Origin of the sequence: Gemmobacter aquaticus (genome assembly GCF_007859075.1) — a bacterium.
Classification (GTDB): domain Bacteria; phylum Pseudomonadota; class Alphaproteobacteria; order Rhodobacterales; family Rhodobacteraceae; genus Gemmobacter; species Gemmobacter aquaticus.
In genome coordinates this window covers 204,623-220,228 of sequence record NZ_VOAK01000024.1, presented here as the reverse complement: position 1 = coordinate 220,228, position 15,606 = coordinate 204,623, and the positions used below count along the sequence as shown (strand labels likewise).

General features: G+C 64.7%; 16 protein-coding genes and 1 pseudogene. 8 read left to right on the top strand and 9 right to left on the bottom strand.

Annotation, left to right across the window (positions count from 1 at the left end; translation table 11 throughout):
• Positions 1 to 207 precede the first annotated feature (207 nt).
• Positions 208 to 399 carry a GFA family protein gene (locus tag FQU74_RS16815; protein WP_146287635.1) on the top strand — a complete coding sequence of 64 codons (192 nt, stop codon included), beginning with the start codon at positions 208 to 210 and terminating at the stop codon, positions 397 to 399.
• 358 nt (positions 400 to 757) lie between these two features.
• Here the strand turns inward: FQU74_RS16815 and FQU74_RS16810 are convergent, their stop codons facing one another.
• A complete protein-coding gene (locus FQU74_RS16810) occupies positions 758 to 1,786 on the bottom strand; it encodes an AraC family transcriptional regulator (protein ID WP_146287634.1) in 1,029 nt (342 codons plus the stop codon).
• Positions 1,787 to 1,860: 74 nt separating this feature from the next.
• Here FQU74_RS16810 and FQU74_RS16805 point away from each other — a divergent pair, with 74 nt between their 5' ends.
• Both FQU74_RS16805 and FQU74_RS19765 read left to right on the top strand, forming a co-directional pair.
• Positions 1,861 to 3,381: a DUF1254 domain-containing protein gene (locus tag FQU74_RS16805; RefSeq protein ID WP_146287633.1), complete on the top strand. Its 1,521-nt coding sequence runs from the start codon at positions 1,861 to 1,863 to the stop codon at positions 3,379 to 3,381.
• Positions 3,382 to 3,398: 17 nt separating this feature from the next.
• Positions 3,399 to 3,554: pseudogene (locus FQU74_RS19765) on the top strand (IS3 family transposase); the annotation flags it as partial.
• Between the two features lie 72 nt (positions 3,555 to 3,626).
• Here the strand turns inward: FQU74_RS19765 and FQU74_RS16800 are convergent.
• Together FQU74_RS16800 and FQU74_RS16795 are read right to left on the bottom strand one after the other, a co-directional pair.
• Positions 3,627 to 4,406, bottom strand: a complete 780-nt coding sequence (locus FQU74_RS16800; RefSeq protein WP_229704410.1) for a class I SAM-dependent methyltransferase — start codon at positions 4,404 to 4,406, stop codon at positions 3,627 to 3,629.
• 242 nt (positions 4,407 to 4,648) lie between these two features.
• Positions 4,649 to 5,086, bottom strand: a complete 438-nt coding sequence (locus FQU74_RS16795) for a DMT family transporter (RefSeq protein WP_146287632.1) — start codon at positions 5,084 to 5,086, stop codon at positions 4,649 to 4,651.
• Positions 5,087 to 5,229: 143 nt separating this feature from the next.
• Here FQU74_RS16795 and FQU74_RS16790 point away from each other — a divergent pair, with 143 nt between their 5' ends.
• A complete protein-coding gene (locus tag FQU74_RS16790) occupies positions 5,230 to 5,916 on the top strand; it encodes a TetR/AcrR family transcriptional regulator (RefSeq protein ID WP_146287631.1) in 687 nt (228 codons plus the stop codon).
• Here the strand turns inward: FQU74_RS16790 and FQU74_RS16785 are convergent, their stop codons facing one another.
• Genes FQU74_RS16785 through FQU74_RS16775 form a run of 3 tightly spaced genes read right to left on the bottom strand, consistent with a single transcriptional unit; the run spans position 5,917 to position 9,004 of the window.
• On the bottom strand, positions 5,917 to 7,155 hold the full coding sequence (locus FQU74_RS16785) for an FAD binding domain-containing protein (RefSeq protein ID WP_146287630.1): 1,239 nt from the start codon (positions 7,153 to 7,155) through the stop codon (positions 5,917 to 5,919).
• 15 nt (positions 7,156 to 7,170) lie between these two features.
• Entirely contained in the window at positions 7,171 to 8,490 is a 1,320-nt protein-coding gene (locus FQU74_RS16780) for a TRAP transporter large permease (protein ID WP_146287629.1), read from the bottom strand.
• Between the two features lies 1 nt (position 8,491).
• Positions 8,492 to 9,004 (bottom strand): TRAP transporter small permease subunit, encoded by a 513-nt coding sequence (locus FQU74_RS16775; RefSeq protein WP_158635614.1) that lies wholly within the window; start codon positions 9,002 to 9,004, stop codon positions 8,492 to 8,494.
• Between the two features lie 124 nt (positions 9,005 to 9,128).
• Between FQU74_RS16775 and FQU74_RS16770 the strand changes: the two genes are divergently transcribed.
• Both FQU74_RS16770 and FQU74_RS16765 read left to right on the top strand, forming a co-directional pair.
• Positions 9,129 to 10,193, top strand: a complete 1,065-nt coding sequence (locus tag FQU74_RS16770) for a C4-dicarboxylate TRAP transporter substrate-binding protein (RefSeq protein WP_146287627.1) — start codon at positions 9,129 to 9,131, stop codon at positions 10,191 to 10,193.
• 59 nt (positions 10,194 to 10,252) lie between these two features.
• Positions 10,253 to 10,672 (top strand): cupin domain-containing protein, encoded by a 420-nt coding sequence (locus FQU74_RS16765; RefSeq protein WP_146287626.1) that lies wholly within the window; start codon positions 10,253 to 10,255, stop codon positions 10,670 to 10,672.
• Positions 10,673 to 10,711: 39 nt separating this feature from the next.
• Here FQU74_RS16765 and lhgO read toward each other — a convergent pair whose 3' ends face one another.
• Complete coding sequence (gene lhgO, locus FQU74_RS16760) at positions 10,712 to 11,911, bottom strand: L-2-hydroxyglutarate oxidase (RefSeq protein WP_146287625.1); 1,200 nt, start codon at positions 11,909 to 11,911, stop codon at positions 10,712 to 10,714.
• 15 nt (positions 11,912 to 11,926) lie between these two features.
• Positions 11,927 to 12,844 carry a polysaccharide deacetylase family protein gene (locus FQU74_RS16755; RefSeq protein ID WP_146287624.1) on the bottom strand — a complete coding sequence of 306 codons (918 nt, stop codon included), beginning with the start codon at positions 12,842 to 12,844 and terminating at the stop codon, positions 11,927 to 11,929.
• Between the two features lie 35 nt (positions 12,845 to 12,879).
• On the opposite strand from FQU74_RS16755, the gene FQU74_RS16750 reads away from it, so the two are divergent.
• Together FQU74_RS16750 and FQU74_RS16745 are read left to right on the top strand one after the other, a co-directional pair.
• A complete protein-coding gene (locus tag FQU74_RS16750; RefSeq protein ID WP_146287623.1) occupies positions 12,880 to 13,743 on the top strand; it encodes a helix-turn-helix transcriptional regulator in 864 nt (287 codons plus the stop codon).
• A gap of 53 nt (positions 13,744 to 13,796) precedes the next feature.
• Entirely contained in the window at positions 13,797 to 15,002 is a 1,206-nt protein-coding gene (locus tag FQU74_RS16745) for an FAD binding domain-containing protein (protein ID WP_146287622.1), read from the top strand.
• A gap of 35 nt (positions 15,003 to 15,037) precedes the next feature.
• On the opposite strand, the gene FQU74_RS16740 is transcribed toward FQU74_RS16745, so the two are convergent.
• Positions 15,038 to 15,595, bottom strand: a complete 558-nt coding sequence (locus FQU74_RS16740; RefSeq protein ID WP_146287621.1) for a DsbA family protein — start codon at positions 15,593 to 15,595, stop codon at positions 15,038 to 15,040.
• Positions 15,596 to 15,606 lie beyond the last annotated feature (11 nt).

The following is a 15,606-nucleotide window of genomic DNA, read 5'->3' as shown; positions in this document are numbered from 1 at the left end:
ATGACGCTCAATGGGCAGCAATGGTGCCGGAGCAGGCGTCGCTCGGCACTTCCTCATACGACAGCAAAGGGCAAACGACCGTGACCCTTCAGGACCACATGCGAGCAGAACTGGAGGGGTGGGCGGACGCTATACCCGAGGCCTGGCGCGTGACTTTCGGCGGAGCGCTCCCAAATTTCGACGCACCCTTGCTCGCACAAATTCAGGATGAGGAGTTATCGGGGGTCAGAGCAGATCGACCACGACGTGCGTTGCGCGACCTGTGGCTCATACCTTTTTTCGGTCGTGCGCAATGGCGCGTTTGTCCATGTCAGCTATGGATCCCTGATCGACCTCCCGTCCATGCTGTCGATGGAACACATCCATGTTGCTTCGAAGGCGCCATGGTATTCGATCTGAGATGATCTCCCGCAATATGAAGCATTTCCAGACTAGCCCAGGGTACCATACCACCTGAACCGCACCGGGGTTGCAGGATACTGGCTGACGATAGTTACTCGGCCTTGGCTTGCGTTTACGGAGCCGCTTCGCCGCCCGTTGCGTCTGCTACGTCGCACCCGGCCTTAAGTGACGGTCGCGACCGAGGGGGCGCTGCAGTGCAACTTCTCAGAAGCGGTCGTTCAGGCTTGCTGCAGCGAAACTGGAGGGGCCATGGGTTAGTTTCCGGAGCCGAGAATGACCTCAACGAGTGATGAGTCCTCCGTGGCTGCGTCCGATCTTAGTGGATCAGCCTAGCAGATTGATCGGGCTCTTGTGCTCACACCTTTCGCGCGTGCCGTGCTCGCCACTCGCGCGGAGAACACCCGCGCATTCGGCGGAATGCCTCTGCGAAGACCTCGGGCGAGGCATAGGACAGCGTGGCTGCGACCTCGCCCACGGGCAAGTCGGTAAGTTCCAGCAGCTCCAGCGCCGAGGCTAGCCGCACCTCGTCGCGCAATGTGTCGAAGACAAGCCCGTCTTCCTTCAGCCGCCGCCTTAGCGTGCGCGGATGCAGCGTAAGCTCACCTGCGACCGCCTCCATCGTGGGCTTTCCCACGAGCAGGAGCTTACGAAGCGCCCCCCGCACCCGTGTTCCGAGGCCCGGGTCCGCCCGCTCCGCCATGACCGCCGCAATCTCCCGCGCCAGTCGCTCGTGCCGGGCGGCGTTCGACCCGGGAAGGGGCAGGGCGAGCACCTCAGCCGGGAGGTACATGCAGGTCAGGGGCTCTTGGAACCGCACCGGCGCCGCCAAGATGCGCAGGTAGGGTGCCCGGTCGGCCGGGGCGCCACAGGACATGTGAAACTCAACAGGCGCGGCCTGCCCCCCGGTGAGGAGCGTGATCATCCGCATCCCGATCCCGACGACGAGGTCCGAGTAGGTTCGCCCTGGCCGCACCTCCCCCGAACAGACGGCGTTCCCGAATGCCGTCATACCGTCCTGGGAATGAAGATAGACGACGGCGCCGCTCGAATAGCCCGGCTGGCAGGCGACAAACGACCTGAGCGCAGCACCCAGTGTCGGCGCCGTGCGCATCAACTCGCCCACCGCCCCGTGATGCTCGAGCCGAAACCGCCGGCCCAAGAGCAGGCCCAGCTCCGGCCGCCCCGACAGCCGTACCGACCGGTCGAGGATTTTGGCCAGATCGCCGAAGGGGATCCGCGTCTCCGCGTCAAGCGTCGGCAGGGTCACAGCCGTGCCCTCGAACACCTCCGCTGCATCGACCCCCAGCTCAGCAAGCAGCGCGGGCAGCTCGGCAATTACGGTCGCCCGTTGCCGCACTTCGTCGCGTGAAACCTGTCCGTCCACGTTCTGTCCTCAAAACCAAGACCGCCGTGTCTACGCCATGATACACCGTGTCATCCATAGATGGGAGCCTTCCGATGACCCGACCCCTCCTGCGCGCCAGCCTCCTCGGTCTCGCATCCCTCGCGGCGATTCCCGCCCGCGCCCAGACGCCTCCCGAGTTCTCCGCCGACATCCCCGCCAAGATCACTACGCCCGACAGCGTCGACACCCGCATCGGCACGCTCCGCTTCCAGCACGGCGCCCCCGATGCGGACACGGTCAAGGCGGTCTACGACAACCTCGACTTCATGCGCGGCGTGCAGGCCTTCCTCACCGGCATTTCGGCCACCTCCGTGCGCGCCGCCTGCAACGGGCTCGAAAGCGTGGGCGTCAAAGCCAACCAGGGCTTCGGCCTGACTGAGGACCTGATGGACGCGCGGTCCCTCTTCCTCACGCCCAACACTACCACGGTCTACGGCTTCGCCTGCCTCGACCTCACTGCGGGTCCCATGGTCCTGACCGTGCCCCCGGGCGTCCTCGGCCCTGTCGACGATGCGAACTTCCGCTGGGTCAACGACGTGGGCCTCACCGGCCCCGACGCCGGCAAGGGCGGAAGCTACCTCTTCGTGCCTCCGGGCTACACGGGCGAGCTACCCGCAGAAGGCTACTTCGTCGAGCGCCCTACGACGAACACGCTTCTCTTCTTCTTCCGCGCCTTTGTGCGGGACGGCGACATCAAGGCCGCGGTCGATGGCGTGAAGGCAGGCGCGAACATTCACCCGCTCCACGCGACCACGGAAAGTGGCGCCCCGCCCGCGACGACCTTCGTCAACACCTCGGGCCTGCGCTTCAACACAATCAGCGCCAACGACTTCAGCTTCTTCGAAGAGCTCGACCAGGTCGTCCAGGCGGAACCAGCCGACTTCGTGGACCCCGACACCGTGGGTCTTTATGCCTCCATCGGTATCCGCAAGGGTCGGCCCTTCGCCCCCGACGACCGCATGAAGACGATTCTTACCGATGCCGTGGCTGTCGGCAACGCCACCGCCCGCACGATCCTCTTCGCCCCCCGAGATCCGGCCGTCTTCCTCTACCCCGACCGCAAGTGGCTTACCCCCTTCGTGGGCGGCAGCTACGAGTTTCTCGACGGGGCCGAGCGCCTGCTCGATGCGCGGACAATGTTCTTCTACTACGCCACCGGCATCACGCCTGCGATGTCGATGGCCAAGGTCGGTTCAGGCTCAGCCTATGCCGGGCTCTTCCGCGACGCGAAGGGCGACATCCTCGATGGCTCGAAGACCTATAGGGTCACGCTCCCCGGCCCGGTCCCGGCCAAGGAGTTCTGGTCCTTCGTGGTCTACGACAACCAGACCCGCTCGCTCCTAGAGACCGACCAGAAGCTTGCGGGAGTGGACAGCACGAGCAAGGCCCTGAAGATCGAGGCGGACGGGGCGTCCACCGTCTGGTTCGGCCCGACGGCCCCCGAAGGTGAGGAGTCGAACTGGGTCCAGACAACACCGGGCAAGGGCTTCAGCGTCCTGCTGAGACTCTATGGGCCGCTCGAGCCGTGGTTCGACAAGAGCTGGAAGCCCGGCGACTTCGAAGTCGTCGAGTAGACGCCCCCGGCGCAGTGCCCCCGAGGCGCAGCCGGGAGGACGAAGAGATCGGGGCGAAGGTGCGGGCGAGCTTCATCGCTAGTGCCCGCATCTATGGGGCGTGGCGTGTCCGTCACAATGTTCTGGCCGAGGGCGTCGACTGCGGCCTGCATCGCATCGAACGCCTGATGCAGGCTCGCCGCACTTGGGGTAGGCTGCACTTCAGGTTGCCGGTATGTATGACAGCGAAGCGGGCACAGGGCTAATCACGCCTTGTAGGCAACCCAACCTCTGAACGTGAATGCCGTGTAGAACAGGGCAACGTCTGCAAATCCTGCTTCCCGAAGCAGAGCTTCGTCCTGCTCTGGAGACAAGGTCGGCAGCCGCTCACTGATTGCCGCGATCGCTCTTTCCGCGTTCGCAATGGGTACACCGGAAGCCACCGCAAAGGCGGCATAGCGGGCCAGCCATTTCGCCTTCTCCTCAACATCCTGTGGAAAGCTATGGTGGGCGACTACAAATGGAGCGCCAAGCTTTAACCTTCGATGCACTTCACTCAAAGTGCGCCGGCGCTCGTTCTCGGCAAGGAAGTGGAGGGTTAGGAGGCAGGTCGCCCCATCGAACGGACCGAAAGGAGCACTGTCGATAGTTCCCTCATAGAAATCGACGCGAGAAGCAAGTGGCCCGAGCGTGCGCTTTGCCAGACCCAGCATCTCTACTGAAGGATCAACACCGCAGAAACGCCATCCAGCTTCTGTTTCGGCAAAGGCTTTCAGTTCCAGTCCGCCGCCGGCGCCGAGGACGAGTACATGCGCATCGTCTTGAATCCGTTCAGCGAGAAGGAGACGCGTCATCTGTTGCAGACCGTAAAAGCCCGGAACCTGCCGAACAGGGCCATCAACATAGTGGGCGACTGCTTCCGGATCGGAGAATGGCAGCAAAGGTGAGCTCCCGCGCACGACTTTGAGCCTGCGGATACATCTGCTTTGACGCAAATGCAATTCTTGGGAGCGACTGGCAGGTTTGTCCGCATAGCTGACACTCAATACCAAAAATGCTGCGGCATTCCTAATTGACCGGTTCGGGGAAGCTGCACCGCGGCGCGGCGGTCATCCTTACCGGCAGCTAAGGGCCGCAAACAGCAGTAGCACAAGGATGAGGGGTAAATGCCGCATTGCGACATCGTACTTCGGCGAGGCGGATTGGCCAAGTTGACCGGGTGTTTTCGCCAGGACGCAAGCGGCTTGCGCATATGCCGATGGCCTTGGGCATTGCGGCCGCCGGAGCCTTAGCGCAATACGAAGGCTCCGGCAAGGACGAGGGCGATCCCCACCATCCGTTGCATGTCAACCGCCTTGTGAGGCAGGCCGAACAGGCCGAAGTGGTCTATTGCTGACGACATGACGAGCTGCCCCAGCAGGGCCAGTGCCACGCAGGTCGCGGCGCCAAGTCGTGGCAGGGCGAATGTGGATGTGGTCACAAAGATCGCCCCACCCAGCCCGCCGAACCAGTAGATTGCCGGAACCGTCCGCAGCACCTGCCAGGACGGAAATTCCTGCCGGGTCAGCAGCATGACCCCGGCCATGCAGGTGAAGCTGACGAACAGCGACACCATCGCCGCCCAGATGGCCGAGACGGCCGCCGTCCGTGCCAAGAGCGCATTCAGCGCGAACTGCAGCGGAAGGGCCGCGCCCGCCAGGATCATCATTACGAAAGTGGGGGGCATCGGGGGCTTCCGGATCGCGGGCCAGTAAATGATCAAGCGATCAATAGAGGGCGGGCCAGGCACTGTCAACCCGCGCCGGTGGCTTGCACACCCCAATGCAATCAGACACAAGATAGCATCACGATGTGCAGAGCGGGGGAACGATGGTACAGATCGCCCATGAAGGAAGCCAGCCCGCCAAGGGCGCCGGGCCGCAGGTTACGCCCACGCAAGAGGCGATCATGGCGGCGACGATCCGCCTTCTGCTGCGCCGGTCTTCGGACGGGATCAGCATGGGCGACATCGCGGCCGAGGCGGGGGTATCGCGCCGCACCGTGTTCAACCAGTTCGCCAGCAAAGAGGCGCTGGTCGAACAATCTCTGGCCCGGGTCTGGACCCGGATCGGGATTGCCGAAATCACCGGCACACTGGATGCCACCGCCGATCCGCGTGCCACAATGACCCGCATCGGCCGGGCGATCACCGCCTTCTGGCTGGAGGGCGATGCCATCGCGATTGCGCGCATGGCGATCCGTGAAAGCTTTATCTTGCCCGAAATCAGCCTGCATTATCTCGATCAGGGCAAGCGGCCGGTGACGCAGGGTATCATCCGCTATGTCGAGACGCTGGTGGCGGCGGGACGGATTCAGGCCGATGATGCGGGGCTGGCCGCCCGGCAGTTCATCGGCCTGATCAATGAACCGCTGGTATTCCTGCAGATTCTGGGCCAGCCCGAAACCCACCCCGAGGCGCATATTCGCAAGGTGGTAGAGGAAGCGGTGCAGATCTTCTTTCTGCGCTATCCGCTGCAGGATGGGGCGGGGCCGCCTGGTGGCGGCCGCGCCCGCTGATCAGGCGGCGGTGGCGCGCAGGAAATCCGCCGTCGCGGTTTCGCGCATCACCGCCTCGGCCGAGCGGTGGCGTTCGGCATTCTGCCGCTCTTCGGCGGACAGCAGCTGCGCCTGCATATAGGCTCCAAGGGCGCGGGCATGGTCCACAACCTGCCGGTTCACCGCACAGCGCTGGTCGTTGAAGCGCTCCAGCGCGGCGGGAACCGTGCCGGCATCGTCCAGTGCGGTGGCCAGCGCGGCGGCATCCTGCGCGGCCTTGGTGACGCCCATCCCGCAATGCGGCCGCCCGACAAAGGCCGCATCACCCAGCAGCGCCACCCGCCCCCGCGCCATCCGGCCCACGGTCAGATCATAGATCGGCTGGATGAAAGGCTGCGCTGTCTTGGCCACCAGTTCGGCGAACTGCGGTGACAGCAGGCGCTGCGCCGCATCCCGCATTTCGGCGATGACCTCATCCCGGATCAAGTTCGGTGCGATCGAAACCTCATTCACCACGCCGTTGCGGTCGGTCAGCAGGCGGGGCAGTTCGGTAGCGATGTCCGCCGGGCGATACCAGACGAAGTTGTAGCGCCGGTTCCCCTCTTGCACATCATTGCCTTCGCCCGCGACCGGATAGCCCAGCATCTGCTCGCCCTCGGGCAGGCAGAAGGCGAAATAGGGGAACATCTCGGCCCGGGCACGGTCGGATAGGGCTGCCTCTTCGACCATGCCGCGCCAAGCGATATAGCCCGCATAAAGCGGCTGCGCCGCAGGGTCGAACTGCGCCCGCACGGCCGAGCGGAACCCGTCTGCGCCGATCAGCAGATCGCAGCGGACAGGATCGCCGGTTTCGAAATGCGCGGTGACGCCTTGGGCATCCTCTTCATACGACAGGAAGTTCTTGCCGCGCAGATACAGCTGTTCGGGGAAGGCCTCGCCCAGAAGCTCATACATCCGGCCCCATGAGGTCAGGATCTGTGGCAGATCGCGGCGGGCGGCCACGGCGCCGTCGCGGGCCAGCACCACCCGGCCCGGGGTGGGCACGCCGATTTCATCCCCTGCGGCAAGGCCCGCGGTCGCCAGCGCCTCGAACAGTTCGGCATGGGTCACGATCCCGGCGCCGCGCCCTGAAAGGGGCACCGGCACGCGTTCGTGGATCGTCACCTCCCAGCCCCGGCGCAACAGGTGCAGCCCGGCGAACAGCCCGCCGATCGAGCCGCCAACGATTACCGCGCGGCGGCGCGTCATGGATTTTTCCATCGGTTCTCTCCATTCTTACATGTTGTTGGGCAGGTAGGTGACCAGACCCGGCATCAGGATCAGCAGCACCCCGGCAAGGCAGATCAGCAGCCAGTAGGGCACCGCGCCGCGGAAAACCTCGGACAAGGGTACGTTTTCGGGCACCGATCCCTTGACCACGAAGACGAGGATGCCGAAGGGCGGGGTCAGCAGGCCGGCCTCGATGATCAGGATGCCGTAGATCGCAAAAACCAGCGGGTCGTAGCCAAAGCTTTGCGCGATGGGGGCGAAGATCGGGACGGTCAGCAGGATGATCGATGAGGAGTCCAGAAGAGTTCCCATCGCCAGCCAGACCAGCGTCATGGCGATCAGCAGGGTGACCGGCCCGAAACCCGCATTAACGATCCACTCGGTCAAGAGGTCCAGCGTTCCGCTTGTGACAAGGAAACGCGAGTAGAGCCCGGCCATCAGCAGAAGGAACATGATCGGCGCGGTGGTCACCCCCGCCGAGATGATTCCGTCCAGGATGCCGCGCCAGGTCACGCCTTTGAGCAGCGCAATCACAAGCGCCCCCAGGGCGCCGACGCCCGCCGCCTCGGTCGGGGTGAAAAGCCCGCCCCAGATACCGCCGATCACCAGCGCCACCAGCGCAAGGATCAGGCCGCCGGACAGGATCACCGGCCAGCCCAGAGGTTCAGCGGTGACGCTCGGCTCGCCCTCTCCCACATGATAGGGGGCCTTTTCGGGGTGCCTGATCGCGGTGAAGACCAGATACAGGATGAACAGGCCCGCCACCATGAAGCCGGGCACGATTCCGGCCACGAACAGCTTGCCGATCGAGATTTCCGTCAGCACGCCCCAGAAGATCAGCAGGATCGACGGCGGGATCAGCATGCCCAGCATGGCGCTGCCCGCTATGACGCCCAAAGCCATCGGCCGGTCGTAGTTGTAGCGCCGCATCTGCGGATAGGCGATCCGCGAGAAGGTGGCCGCGGCCGCCACGCTGACACCCGAGATGGCAGCAAAGATCGTGTTGCCAATCACCGTGGCCACCGCCAGCCGCGCCGGAATGCGCCGCAGGCCGCGGTTCGTCATGGTGTACAAATCCCGCGCCGCGCCCGAAGCGGCGATGAAATTCCCCATGATGATGAACAGCGGGATGGTGCCGAAGGTGTATTCGCGCAGCATGCTGAAGGCGACGCTGCCCGCGGTACCTCGGGCAATTTCCCAGCTGTCGAACAGCAGCCAGAGCCCGGCCAGCGACACGGCGCCCAGTGAAATGCCGATCGGCACACCCACAAGGATCATGGCAATCAGTAGACCAAGGCTCAGCAGGGTCAGAAGGGTCGGGTCCATCTCAGACCTCCTGTTCTTGGGATTCGGCGTAATCGGACAGCCGCGCCCCGCCCAGGAGGCGGAAGATCAGCTGGAGATAGCAAAGGATGCTCAGCACGCTCATCGCGAAGATGATCGCGCGGGTGGGGTAGACTGGCACGCGCAGCGCGCCTTCGCCCTCGAACTCGCCGATGCGGAAGCTGGTGATCATGTCGGACCACCCGCCCCAAGCGATGGCGACAAAGATGCCAAGCCCCAGCACGCAGGACATCAGGTCGATCATCTTCCGCCCGCGGTCCGACACCGCGTCATAAATCACGGTCGAGCGCAGGAAGCGCCCGCGCACGATGGTCAGCGGAAACTGCAGGAAGACGATCGCCACGATCGAATTCGCCACTAGTTCCACCGTGCCCTGAAACGAGACGCCAATCGCCCTGCCCAGAACGTCGGCTAGAATCACGAACGCCAGCACAAAGGCCCACATCGCGGCCAGCGCATTCAACAGGGATACGGCCCCGTCTGTCCTGCTTGTCATTTTCTCCTCCCTCCCGGGTCGCGGCGGTGCCGCGAAACCGGCTTGACAAAGTTGAGTCTGACGCATTACTTATCATTCAATAAATAAACCGACAACAGAATTCCATTTGCATCGGGAGGAGACGATGGAAGTTTTCAAGATGGCCCCGCTTAGCGGGGTAATGGCGCTGATCGCGCTGACCGGACCCACCGCGGCGGATACGTTCACCCTGCGCATCGGTTCGGGCCATCCGCAGGGGCCGGTGACCTATGTGAACACCTCGCATGAGTTTCTTGTGCCAGAGATCGAGAAACGGGTGGCCGAACGGACTGAACACAAGGTGCGGTTCATCGAGGCCTATGGCGGCTCGCTGGCCAAGCTGGACGAGACGCTGGAGGCGGTGGAGAAGGGCATCCTCGACATGGGGCATGTCTGCTTCTGCTTCGAGCCGTCGAAGGCCATGGCGCAGAACCTGAACTACTTCATCCCGTTCTCGCCGCCCTCGGCCGTGAAGCAGCTGGAAATCACCCGGACGGTCTATGCGCAGAACCCGGCGCTGGCGGACTTTTCCGCCTATAATCAAACGTTTATGGCGCTGTCGGGTTACGACAACTACAACGTCGGAACCAAGTTCGAATGGGAAAAGTTCGCCGATCTGTCCGGCCACAAGCTGGGCGGCGCGGGGCCGAACCTGGTCTGGCTTGAAGGGTCGGGCACGACCGTGGTGCAGACGGGCATTCCTGACTACTACACCAACATCCAGACCGGCGTGATCGAAGGCAACATGCTGTTTCCGTCCAGCTACTACGGGCTGAAGCTGTATGAGGTGGCGCCCAACTACAAGATCATCGACATGGGCGCGATGATGGTGAACGGCCTGATGATCAACAACGACACGCTGGCCAAGCTGCCGCCCGAGGTGGTCGAGATCATCCGCGAGGTTGCCACCGAGTATGAGATGGTGACGGCCGAGGCGCTTGACCGCGATCAGGCCGCCGGCATCGAAAAGCTGAAAGATGCGGGCGCCGTCATTACCGTCCTGTCCGAGCAAGAGCGGCAGGCTTGGGCGCAACGTCTGGCCGGGTTGCCGGCGACCAAGGCGAAAGAGTTTACCGCCGCGGGCTACGACGGACCGGCGATCTTCAACAGCTATCTGCAGGCCGCGAAGGCGGCAGGCTACAGCTTTCCGGTTGACTACGTCATCGAATGACGGTTCCGGCCGCGCCCTGATTGGCGCGGCCCTTTCATCTGCAAACACTGAGGTTTACCATGTTGAATGGCACGCCCGATCCGTCCGGCTTTGACTGGCCCGAGGATCTGAAACGCGAATTCCTGACGGCCGGTCAGAACGGCTGCGTTGGCAGCACCCTTGTGTCGGAAAGCGACCGCGTCCGCGTCTGGTCGCTGCGGCTGGCCCCCGGGCAGCGGATCGGTTTTCACAAGCATGTGCTGGATTACTTCTGGACCGCGGTGACGCCGGGTCGCGCGATCTCGCATATGGACGATGGCCGCACGGTCGAGGCGGTATATGAAGCGGGGTCCACCATGCACCACCGCTACGCGCCCGGTGCGTTCAAGATTCATGATCTGCAGAATGTGGGCGACACCGATCTGGTCTTCACCACGGTCGAGTTTTTGGACAGCCAGAACCCGCCGCTGGATATTCCGCCCGGCGTGCGCCGCGTATGAACGGGTGCCCCGCGCGCCTGTCGTGCGGGGAAACCTGGGTCACAGCCCGAACCCGTCAACCGCTTGTGCCACCACATGTTCAGCGATCGGCATGGCCGAGGTGGCTGCGGGTGACGGCGCGTTGCAGACATGGATCGTGCGCGCCGTCCTCCGGATTAGGAAATCATGCGCCAGCGTTCCATCCCGCATCACCGCCTGCGCGCGAATGCCGGGGCGGTGCGGTGTCAGGTCTTCCAACTCCAGCGCGGGGCAGTAGCGGCGGCAGGCCTGCAGATAGCTGCGGCGGAACAGCGACATCCGCGCCTCATGCAGACCGGGGCGCAGGTTCGCCGCCATGGTGCGCCAGAACCCGGCAAAGCCCAGCATGTCAGCCAGATCGCGGGTGTTGAAGGCCAGTTTGCCATAGCCTTCGCGGGCCAGAGACAGCACCGCATTCGGCCCCACGGTAACATAGCCGCCGATCATCGGCGTCAGGTGAACCCCCAGAAACGGCAGGGCCGGATCGGGGACGGGATAGATCAGATGATGGACAACCCGGTCATGCCGCTGCGCCAGACGGAAGTATTCGCCCTTGAAGGGCACGATGCGGAAATCATCGGCCAGACCGCTCATCGCGGCCAGCCGATCCGCCTCAAGTCCGGCACAGACAATCAGATGACGGGCGTCCAGCATGTCCTGCGCGCCCAGGTCCAGGGTGACCGTGCGCGGCATTTCCCGGATGCCGGCCACGCGCGCGCCAAGACGCAGATCGCCACCAGCGGCAGTAAAGAGGTCCGCCATCCTACGGGTGACCGCGCCATAATCGACAATTCCTGTCGTCGGGCTGAAAAGCGCGCCAAGCCCCGCGATGTTCGGCTCACGCCGTTGCAGTTCGGTGCGGTCCAGCCGTTCAAGCGGCAGGTCGTTGCGGCGCGCCCGATCCTCAAGCGCCGCCATCCGCTCCATCTCGGGCGCCGAGGTGGCCACGATCAGCTTGCCGCGCTGGTCATAGGGCAGGCCATGTTCGCGGCAGAAGGCCACGGTCATCGCCAGCCCGCGGCGGCAGAATTCGGCCTTCAGACTGCCCGGCGCATAGTAGATGCCCGCATGGATCACGCCCGAGTTGCGGCCCGTCTGGTGGCTGGCGATCGCATCTTCCTTCTCCAGCAGGGTGACCGTCCGCCCGGGAAGCACCGCCTGCAGGCGCAGGGCCGTCGCCAGACCGACGATGCCGCCGCCGATTACTGCAATATCCGTCACGCGCGTTCTTCCTTGTCAGCCGATGGGGGAAATCAGTTGCCGCCCGTGCGCGCGTTCCCAGACCGCCCATTCGTCGTGGGGATTCGGGTCGCGCACCACATCGGGGGCCGAAAGGGCGAAACGCGCAATCTCGTCCTTGCGCAGGCAGACCACGCCGGGATGCGACAGGGCGTAAGTCAGGAAACGGTCCAGCGAGCGCACGCGGAAGGGGCGGCCCTGCACCCGGTCATGGGTCGAGATCGACATCATCCGGCGCCGCAGGGCGGCCTCTTCGTAAAGCAGGTCGAACTCATCCTTCAGCTGCTGTTCGTAGGCCGGGGCATCAAGGCGATAGCCCTCAAACTGCACGATATCGTTCAGCGTCAGCGAATAGGGCACCACGGCGAAATCCCGGCCGCGAATCGGGATCAGAAAGGGTTCGTCGCGGCTCACATCGTCAATGTGATAGGTGAAGTCCAGATCCTGAAGGATTTTCAAGGTGTTAATCGTGCCGCGCATTGCGGCGCCGTTATAGCCGACGGGCCTTTTCCCCGTCGCCCGCAGGATCGAAGCGACATTGTCGGCGATGAAGGCGCGCTCTTCTTCAGCCTGAAGACCCACCTGCAGCACCCAGTCGCGACCATGGGCGGCGGCTTCGTGCCCGCGGTCGACAATCTCACGCGCGATATGGGGCGAACGGTCCACCGCGCTGCCCACCATATGCGAGGTGACGCGAATGCGGTGCTTGTCCCACAGGTCCAGCATCCGCTGCAGGCCTTCGACATAGCCGTAGCGATACCAGCTTTGGGTCGGGAAGTCGGGATAGGCCGGGTCCATCTCGATAAAGCCGGAAAACGGCCCGCCGGCGCCATAGGGCGCCTGACCGCCCGCTTCGAACTGCATCGAGATCGACAGCACCAGACGGATGCCGTCCGGCCAGAAAGTTGGGGTCATGGCGGCCATGCTCCTTGTGCAGCGGGTCTGACGCCATGCTGACACGCCCCGTCGCTGTCCGCTTTTCGCAAACGGACAAAGAGTTCATCCGGGCGGCCAACCGCAGCGCCGGGGGCGTGACCTTTCTTGGCACCGGCCCCGGCGAAACGGGCAGCTTTGCCGCCACGGTCACCCTGCCGCATCTGGCGCGTGCCTTCCGGCCTCTGCCGGATGACCATCTGCTGCTGTGCCGCGGCGGCGCGATCGAGCTGCGGGGCGACAGCGGCAGCTGGACCATCCCGCCCGGTCATATGGTCATGATCCCGAAAGGCCGGGCCTTTCATCTGCGGACGCTGGCACCGACGGATCTTTTGCAGGTCCGGTTTGCGCGGGGCGAGGTGGACTGGCGCCATGACGGCTGCTGGGTGCGGCGCAGCGAAGGCCTGATGGCAGTCCTGCTGGCCTATGGGCTGAAATGGGGGCCGGGGCGGGGTGGCGATCCGCGCTCGGCCGCGTTCTTCACCACCCTGGGCGAGATGGTGCCGGGCTGGTTCAGCGCGCCCCGCGTGATGTGGTCGCCCCGCGCGCGGCATCAGGGGCTGCGCCGCCTGCTGACGCGGGTCGAGGCCGTAGGCCCCGACCTGACGCTTTCCGAGGCGGCGGTTCTGGCGGGGCTGTCCGAACGCAGCCTGCGCCGCCGGATGCAGGCCGAACTGGGCCAAAGCTGGCGCGATTTCCAGCGTGAGGCCCGCATCCGGCGCGCCATGGCCCTGCTGCGGCGCGGAGATCGCGCGATTACCGATATCGCGCTGGAACTGGGCTTTGCCAGCACGTCGTCCTTTTCGACCTCTTTCGCGGCCTATACCGGCGAAAGCCCCAGCGCATTCGCCCGCAGCCTGCGGCCGCGCCAGAGGTCTTGACTCGAATCTAATTATCGATTGATAAATTAAAGAGGAGACAAGAGGAGGAAGCGATGGCGCGACGCGCATTGATTGTGGGCGGCTCGATCGGCGGGCTGGCCGCCGCGGCCTTGCTGGACCGGTCAGGTTGGGACGTGGAGGTGTTTGAGCGGGTGGAGGTAGAACTTTCCGGCCGCGGCGCCGGGATCGTGACCCATCCCCCGCTGCTGGAGGCGCTGAAGGCGGCGGGGGCCGACACCGGCGATCTGGGCGTGGTCAGTGAATACCGCGTGGGATTTGATGCGGCGGGCGCCGAAATTGCCCGCTTTGCCTTTCCGCAGCTTGTCACCTCATGGGATTGCCTGCAGGCAAGGCTGCGGGCCCGGGTGCCGGATGACCGCTATCATCTTGGCCATGTGCTGCAGTCCTTTGCCAGCGATGGCGGGCGCGTCCAGGCGCGGTTCGCCAACGGGCATGAGGCCGAGGGCGATCTGCTGCTGGGGGCCGACGGCTTTCGCTCGACCGTCCGGCAGGCGCTGTTCCCGCAGGTGCGGCCGGACTATGCGGGTTATGTCGTCTGGCGCGGTCTGGTCAGCGAGGCCGACCTGCCCGCCGCAGCCCGGGATCAGGTCTTTGACCATTTCGGCTTTCACCTGCCAGAGGGCGACGGCGAGGTGATCGGCTATCCCATCGCGGGGCCCGAGAACGACCTGCGCCCCGGCCACCGCCGTTATAACTTCGTGTGGTATCGCACGGCCAGCGCGGAACAGCTGCGCGACATGCTGACCGACGAGGCCGGCGTGACGCATGACCTGTCGATCCCGCCGCCGCTGATCCGCCGCGATGTTCTGGCGGGGCTGAAAGCCGATGCCCGGGCGAAGCTGCCCGCCAATCTGATCGCAATGCTGGACCACGCGCATTCGCTGTTCTTCACGCCGATCTACGATCTGGCCAGCCCCGCCATGACGGCGCTTTCCGTCGCGCTGGCGGGGGACGCGGCATTCCTTGCCCGTCCGCACATCGGGGCGGGCGTGACCAAGGCCTGCGAGGACGCCGTCGCTCTGGCCGAATGCCTGGCAGGCGACCGGCCGGTGGCCGAAGGCCTGCGCGCATATGAGGCCGCCCGCCTTGCCGCCAACCGCAAGGCCTGGGCGCGCAGCCGTTACATGGGCGAATACCTGATGCCGCAGTTTGGCGATGCCGCAGGAAAGGCCGAATGGGCGGCGCAGCACAATCTGCACACCATCATGCGCGACACGGCAGTTCTGAACTTTGCCTGAAGCGCCGGCTGGGGTCGGGCGGCGCGCCCGGCCCCTCAGCCCAGTCCAAGCGCGTCCAGCCAGCGGCCGATGTCATCGCCGCTGCCCAGATCGGCCTGTACCAGCCCACCCACCATAAATGTGGGCGAAACGTGGATGCCGTTCTGGCGGGCATAGCGGGTGTGCGCCTTGATCGTCTTCTGCAGGCCGCGCGCGTCGAAGGCCGTTGTCAGCGAAAGGCCGGAAATCTCTTCCAGCGCCTGAAGGATCTGCCGAGGCGTGCGGTCCATGTTGGGGCCGCGGGCGTGATCTTCGAATTCGAACTCGGGCTGCCGGGCAAAGACCGCCGCCATCAGATTCCAAGCACCCTGCTTGCCGCCGGGGCCGGCGGCGGCGGCCAGCACCGCCCGGGTGATCACGCCCGAAAACATGTGCCACGGCTGGGAGTGCAGCCACAACCGCAGCGTAAGCCGGTCCTCACCCGCCGCCTGCATCAGCGCCTCCAGCTTGCCGAAGGCGCGGCCCGAAAACGGGCAGGTGGGCTCCAGAAAGATCTCGAACAGGGCGGGGCCGTGCCCCCAGACCAGCGGTTCAGGGTCCCTCATCTGCGGCATGGGCGGTCCTT

Coding starts and splice junctions, on each gene's coding strand:
- FQU74_RS16815 (WP_146287635.1), top strand. CDS start 208: ATGAGGAGTTATCGGGGGTCAGAGCAGATCGACCACGACGTGCGTTGC.
- FQU74_RS16805 (WP_146287633.1), top strand. CDS start 1,861: ATGACCCGACCCCTCCTGCGCGCCAGCCTCCTCGGTCTCGCATCCCTC.
- FQU74_RS16795 (WP_146287632.1), bottom strand. CDS start 5,086: ATGCCCCCCACTTTCGTAATGATGATCCTGGCGGGCGCGGCCCTTCCG.
- FQU74_RS16790 (WP_146287631.1), top strand. CDS start 5,230: ATGGTACAGATCGCCCATGAAGGAAGCCAGCCCGCCAAGGGCGCCGGG.
- FQU74_RS16785 (WP_146287630.1), bottom strand. CDS start 7,155: ATGGAAAAATCCATGACGCGCCGCCGCGCGGTAATCGTTGGCGGCTCG.
- FQU74_RS16780 (WP_146287629.1), bottom strand. CDS start 8,490: ATGGACCCGACCCTTCTGACCCTGCTGAGCCTTGGTCTACTGATTGCC.
- FQU74_RS16775 (WP_158635614.1), bottom strand. CDS start 9,004: ATGACAAGCAGGACAGACGGGGCCGTATCCCTGTTGAATGCGCTGGCC.
- FQU74_RS16770 (WP_146287627.1), top strand. CDS start 9,129: ATGGAAGTTTTCAAGATGGCCCCGCTTAGCGGGGTAATGGCGCTGATC.
- FQU74_RS16765 (WP_146287626.1), top strand. CDS start 10,253: ATGTTGAATGGCACGCCCGATCCGTCCGGCTTTGACTGGCCCGAGGAT.
- FQU74_RS16755 (WP_146287624.1), bottom strand. CDS start 12,844: ATGACCCCAACTTTCTGGCCGGACGGCATCCGTCTGGTGCTGTCGATC.
- FQU74_RS16750 (WP_146287623.1), top strand. CDS start 12,880: ATGCTGACACGCCCCGTCGCTGTCCGCTTTTCGCAAACGGACAAAGAG.
- FQU74_RS16745 (WP_146287622.1), top strand. CDS start 13,797: ATGGCGCGACGCGCATTGATTGTGGGCGGCTCGATCGGCGGGCTGGCC.
- FQU74_RS16740 (WP_146287621.1), bottom strand. CDS start 15,595: ATGCCGCAGATGAGGGACCCTGAACCGCTGGTCTGGGGGCACGGCCCC.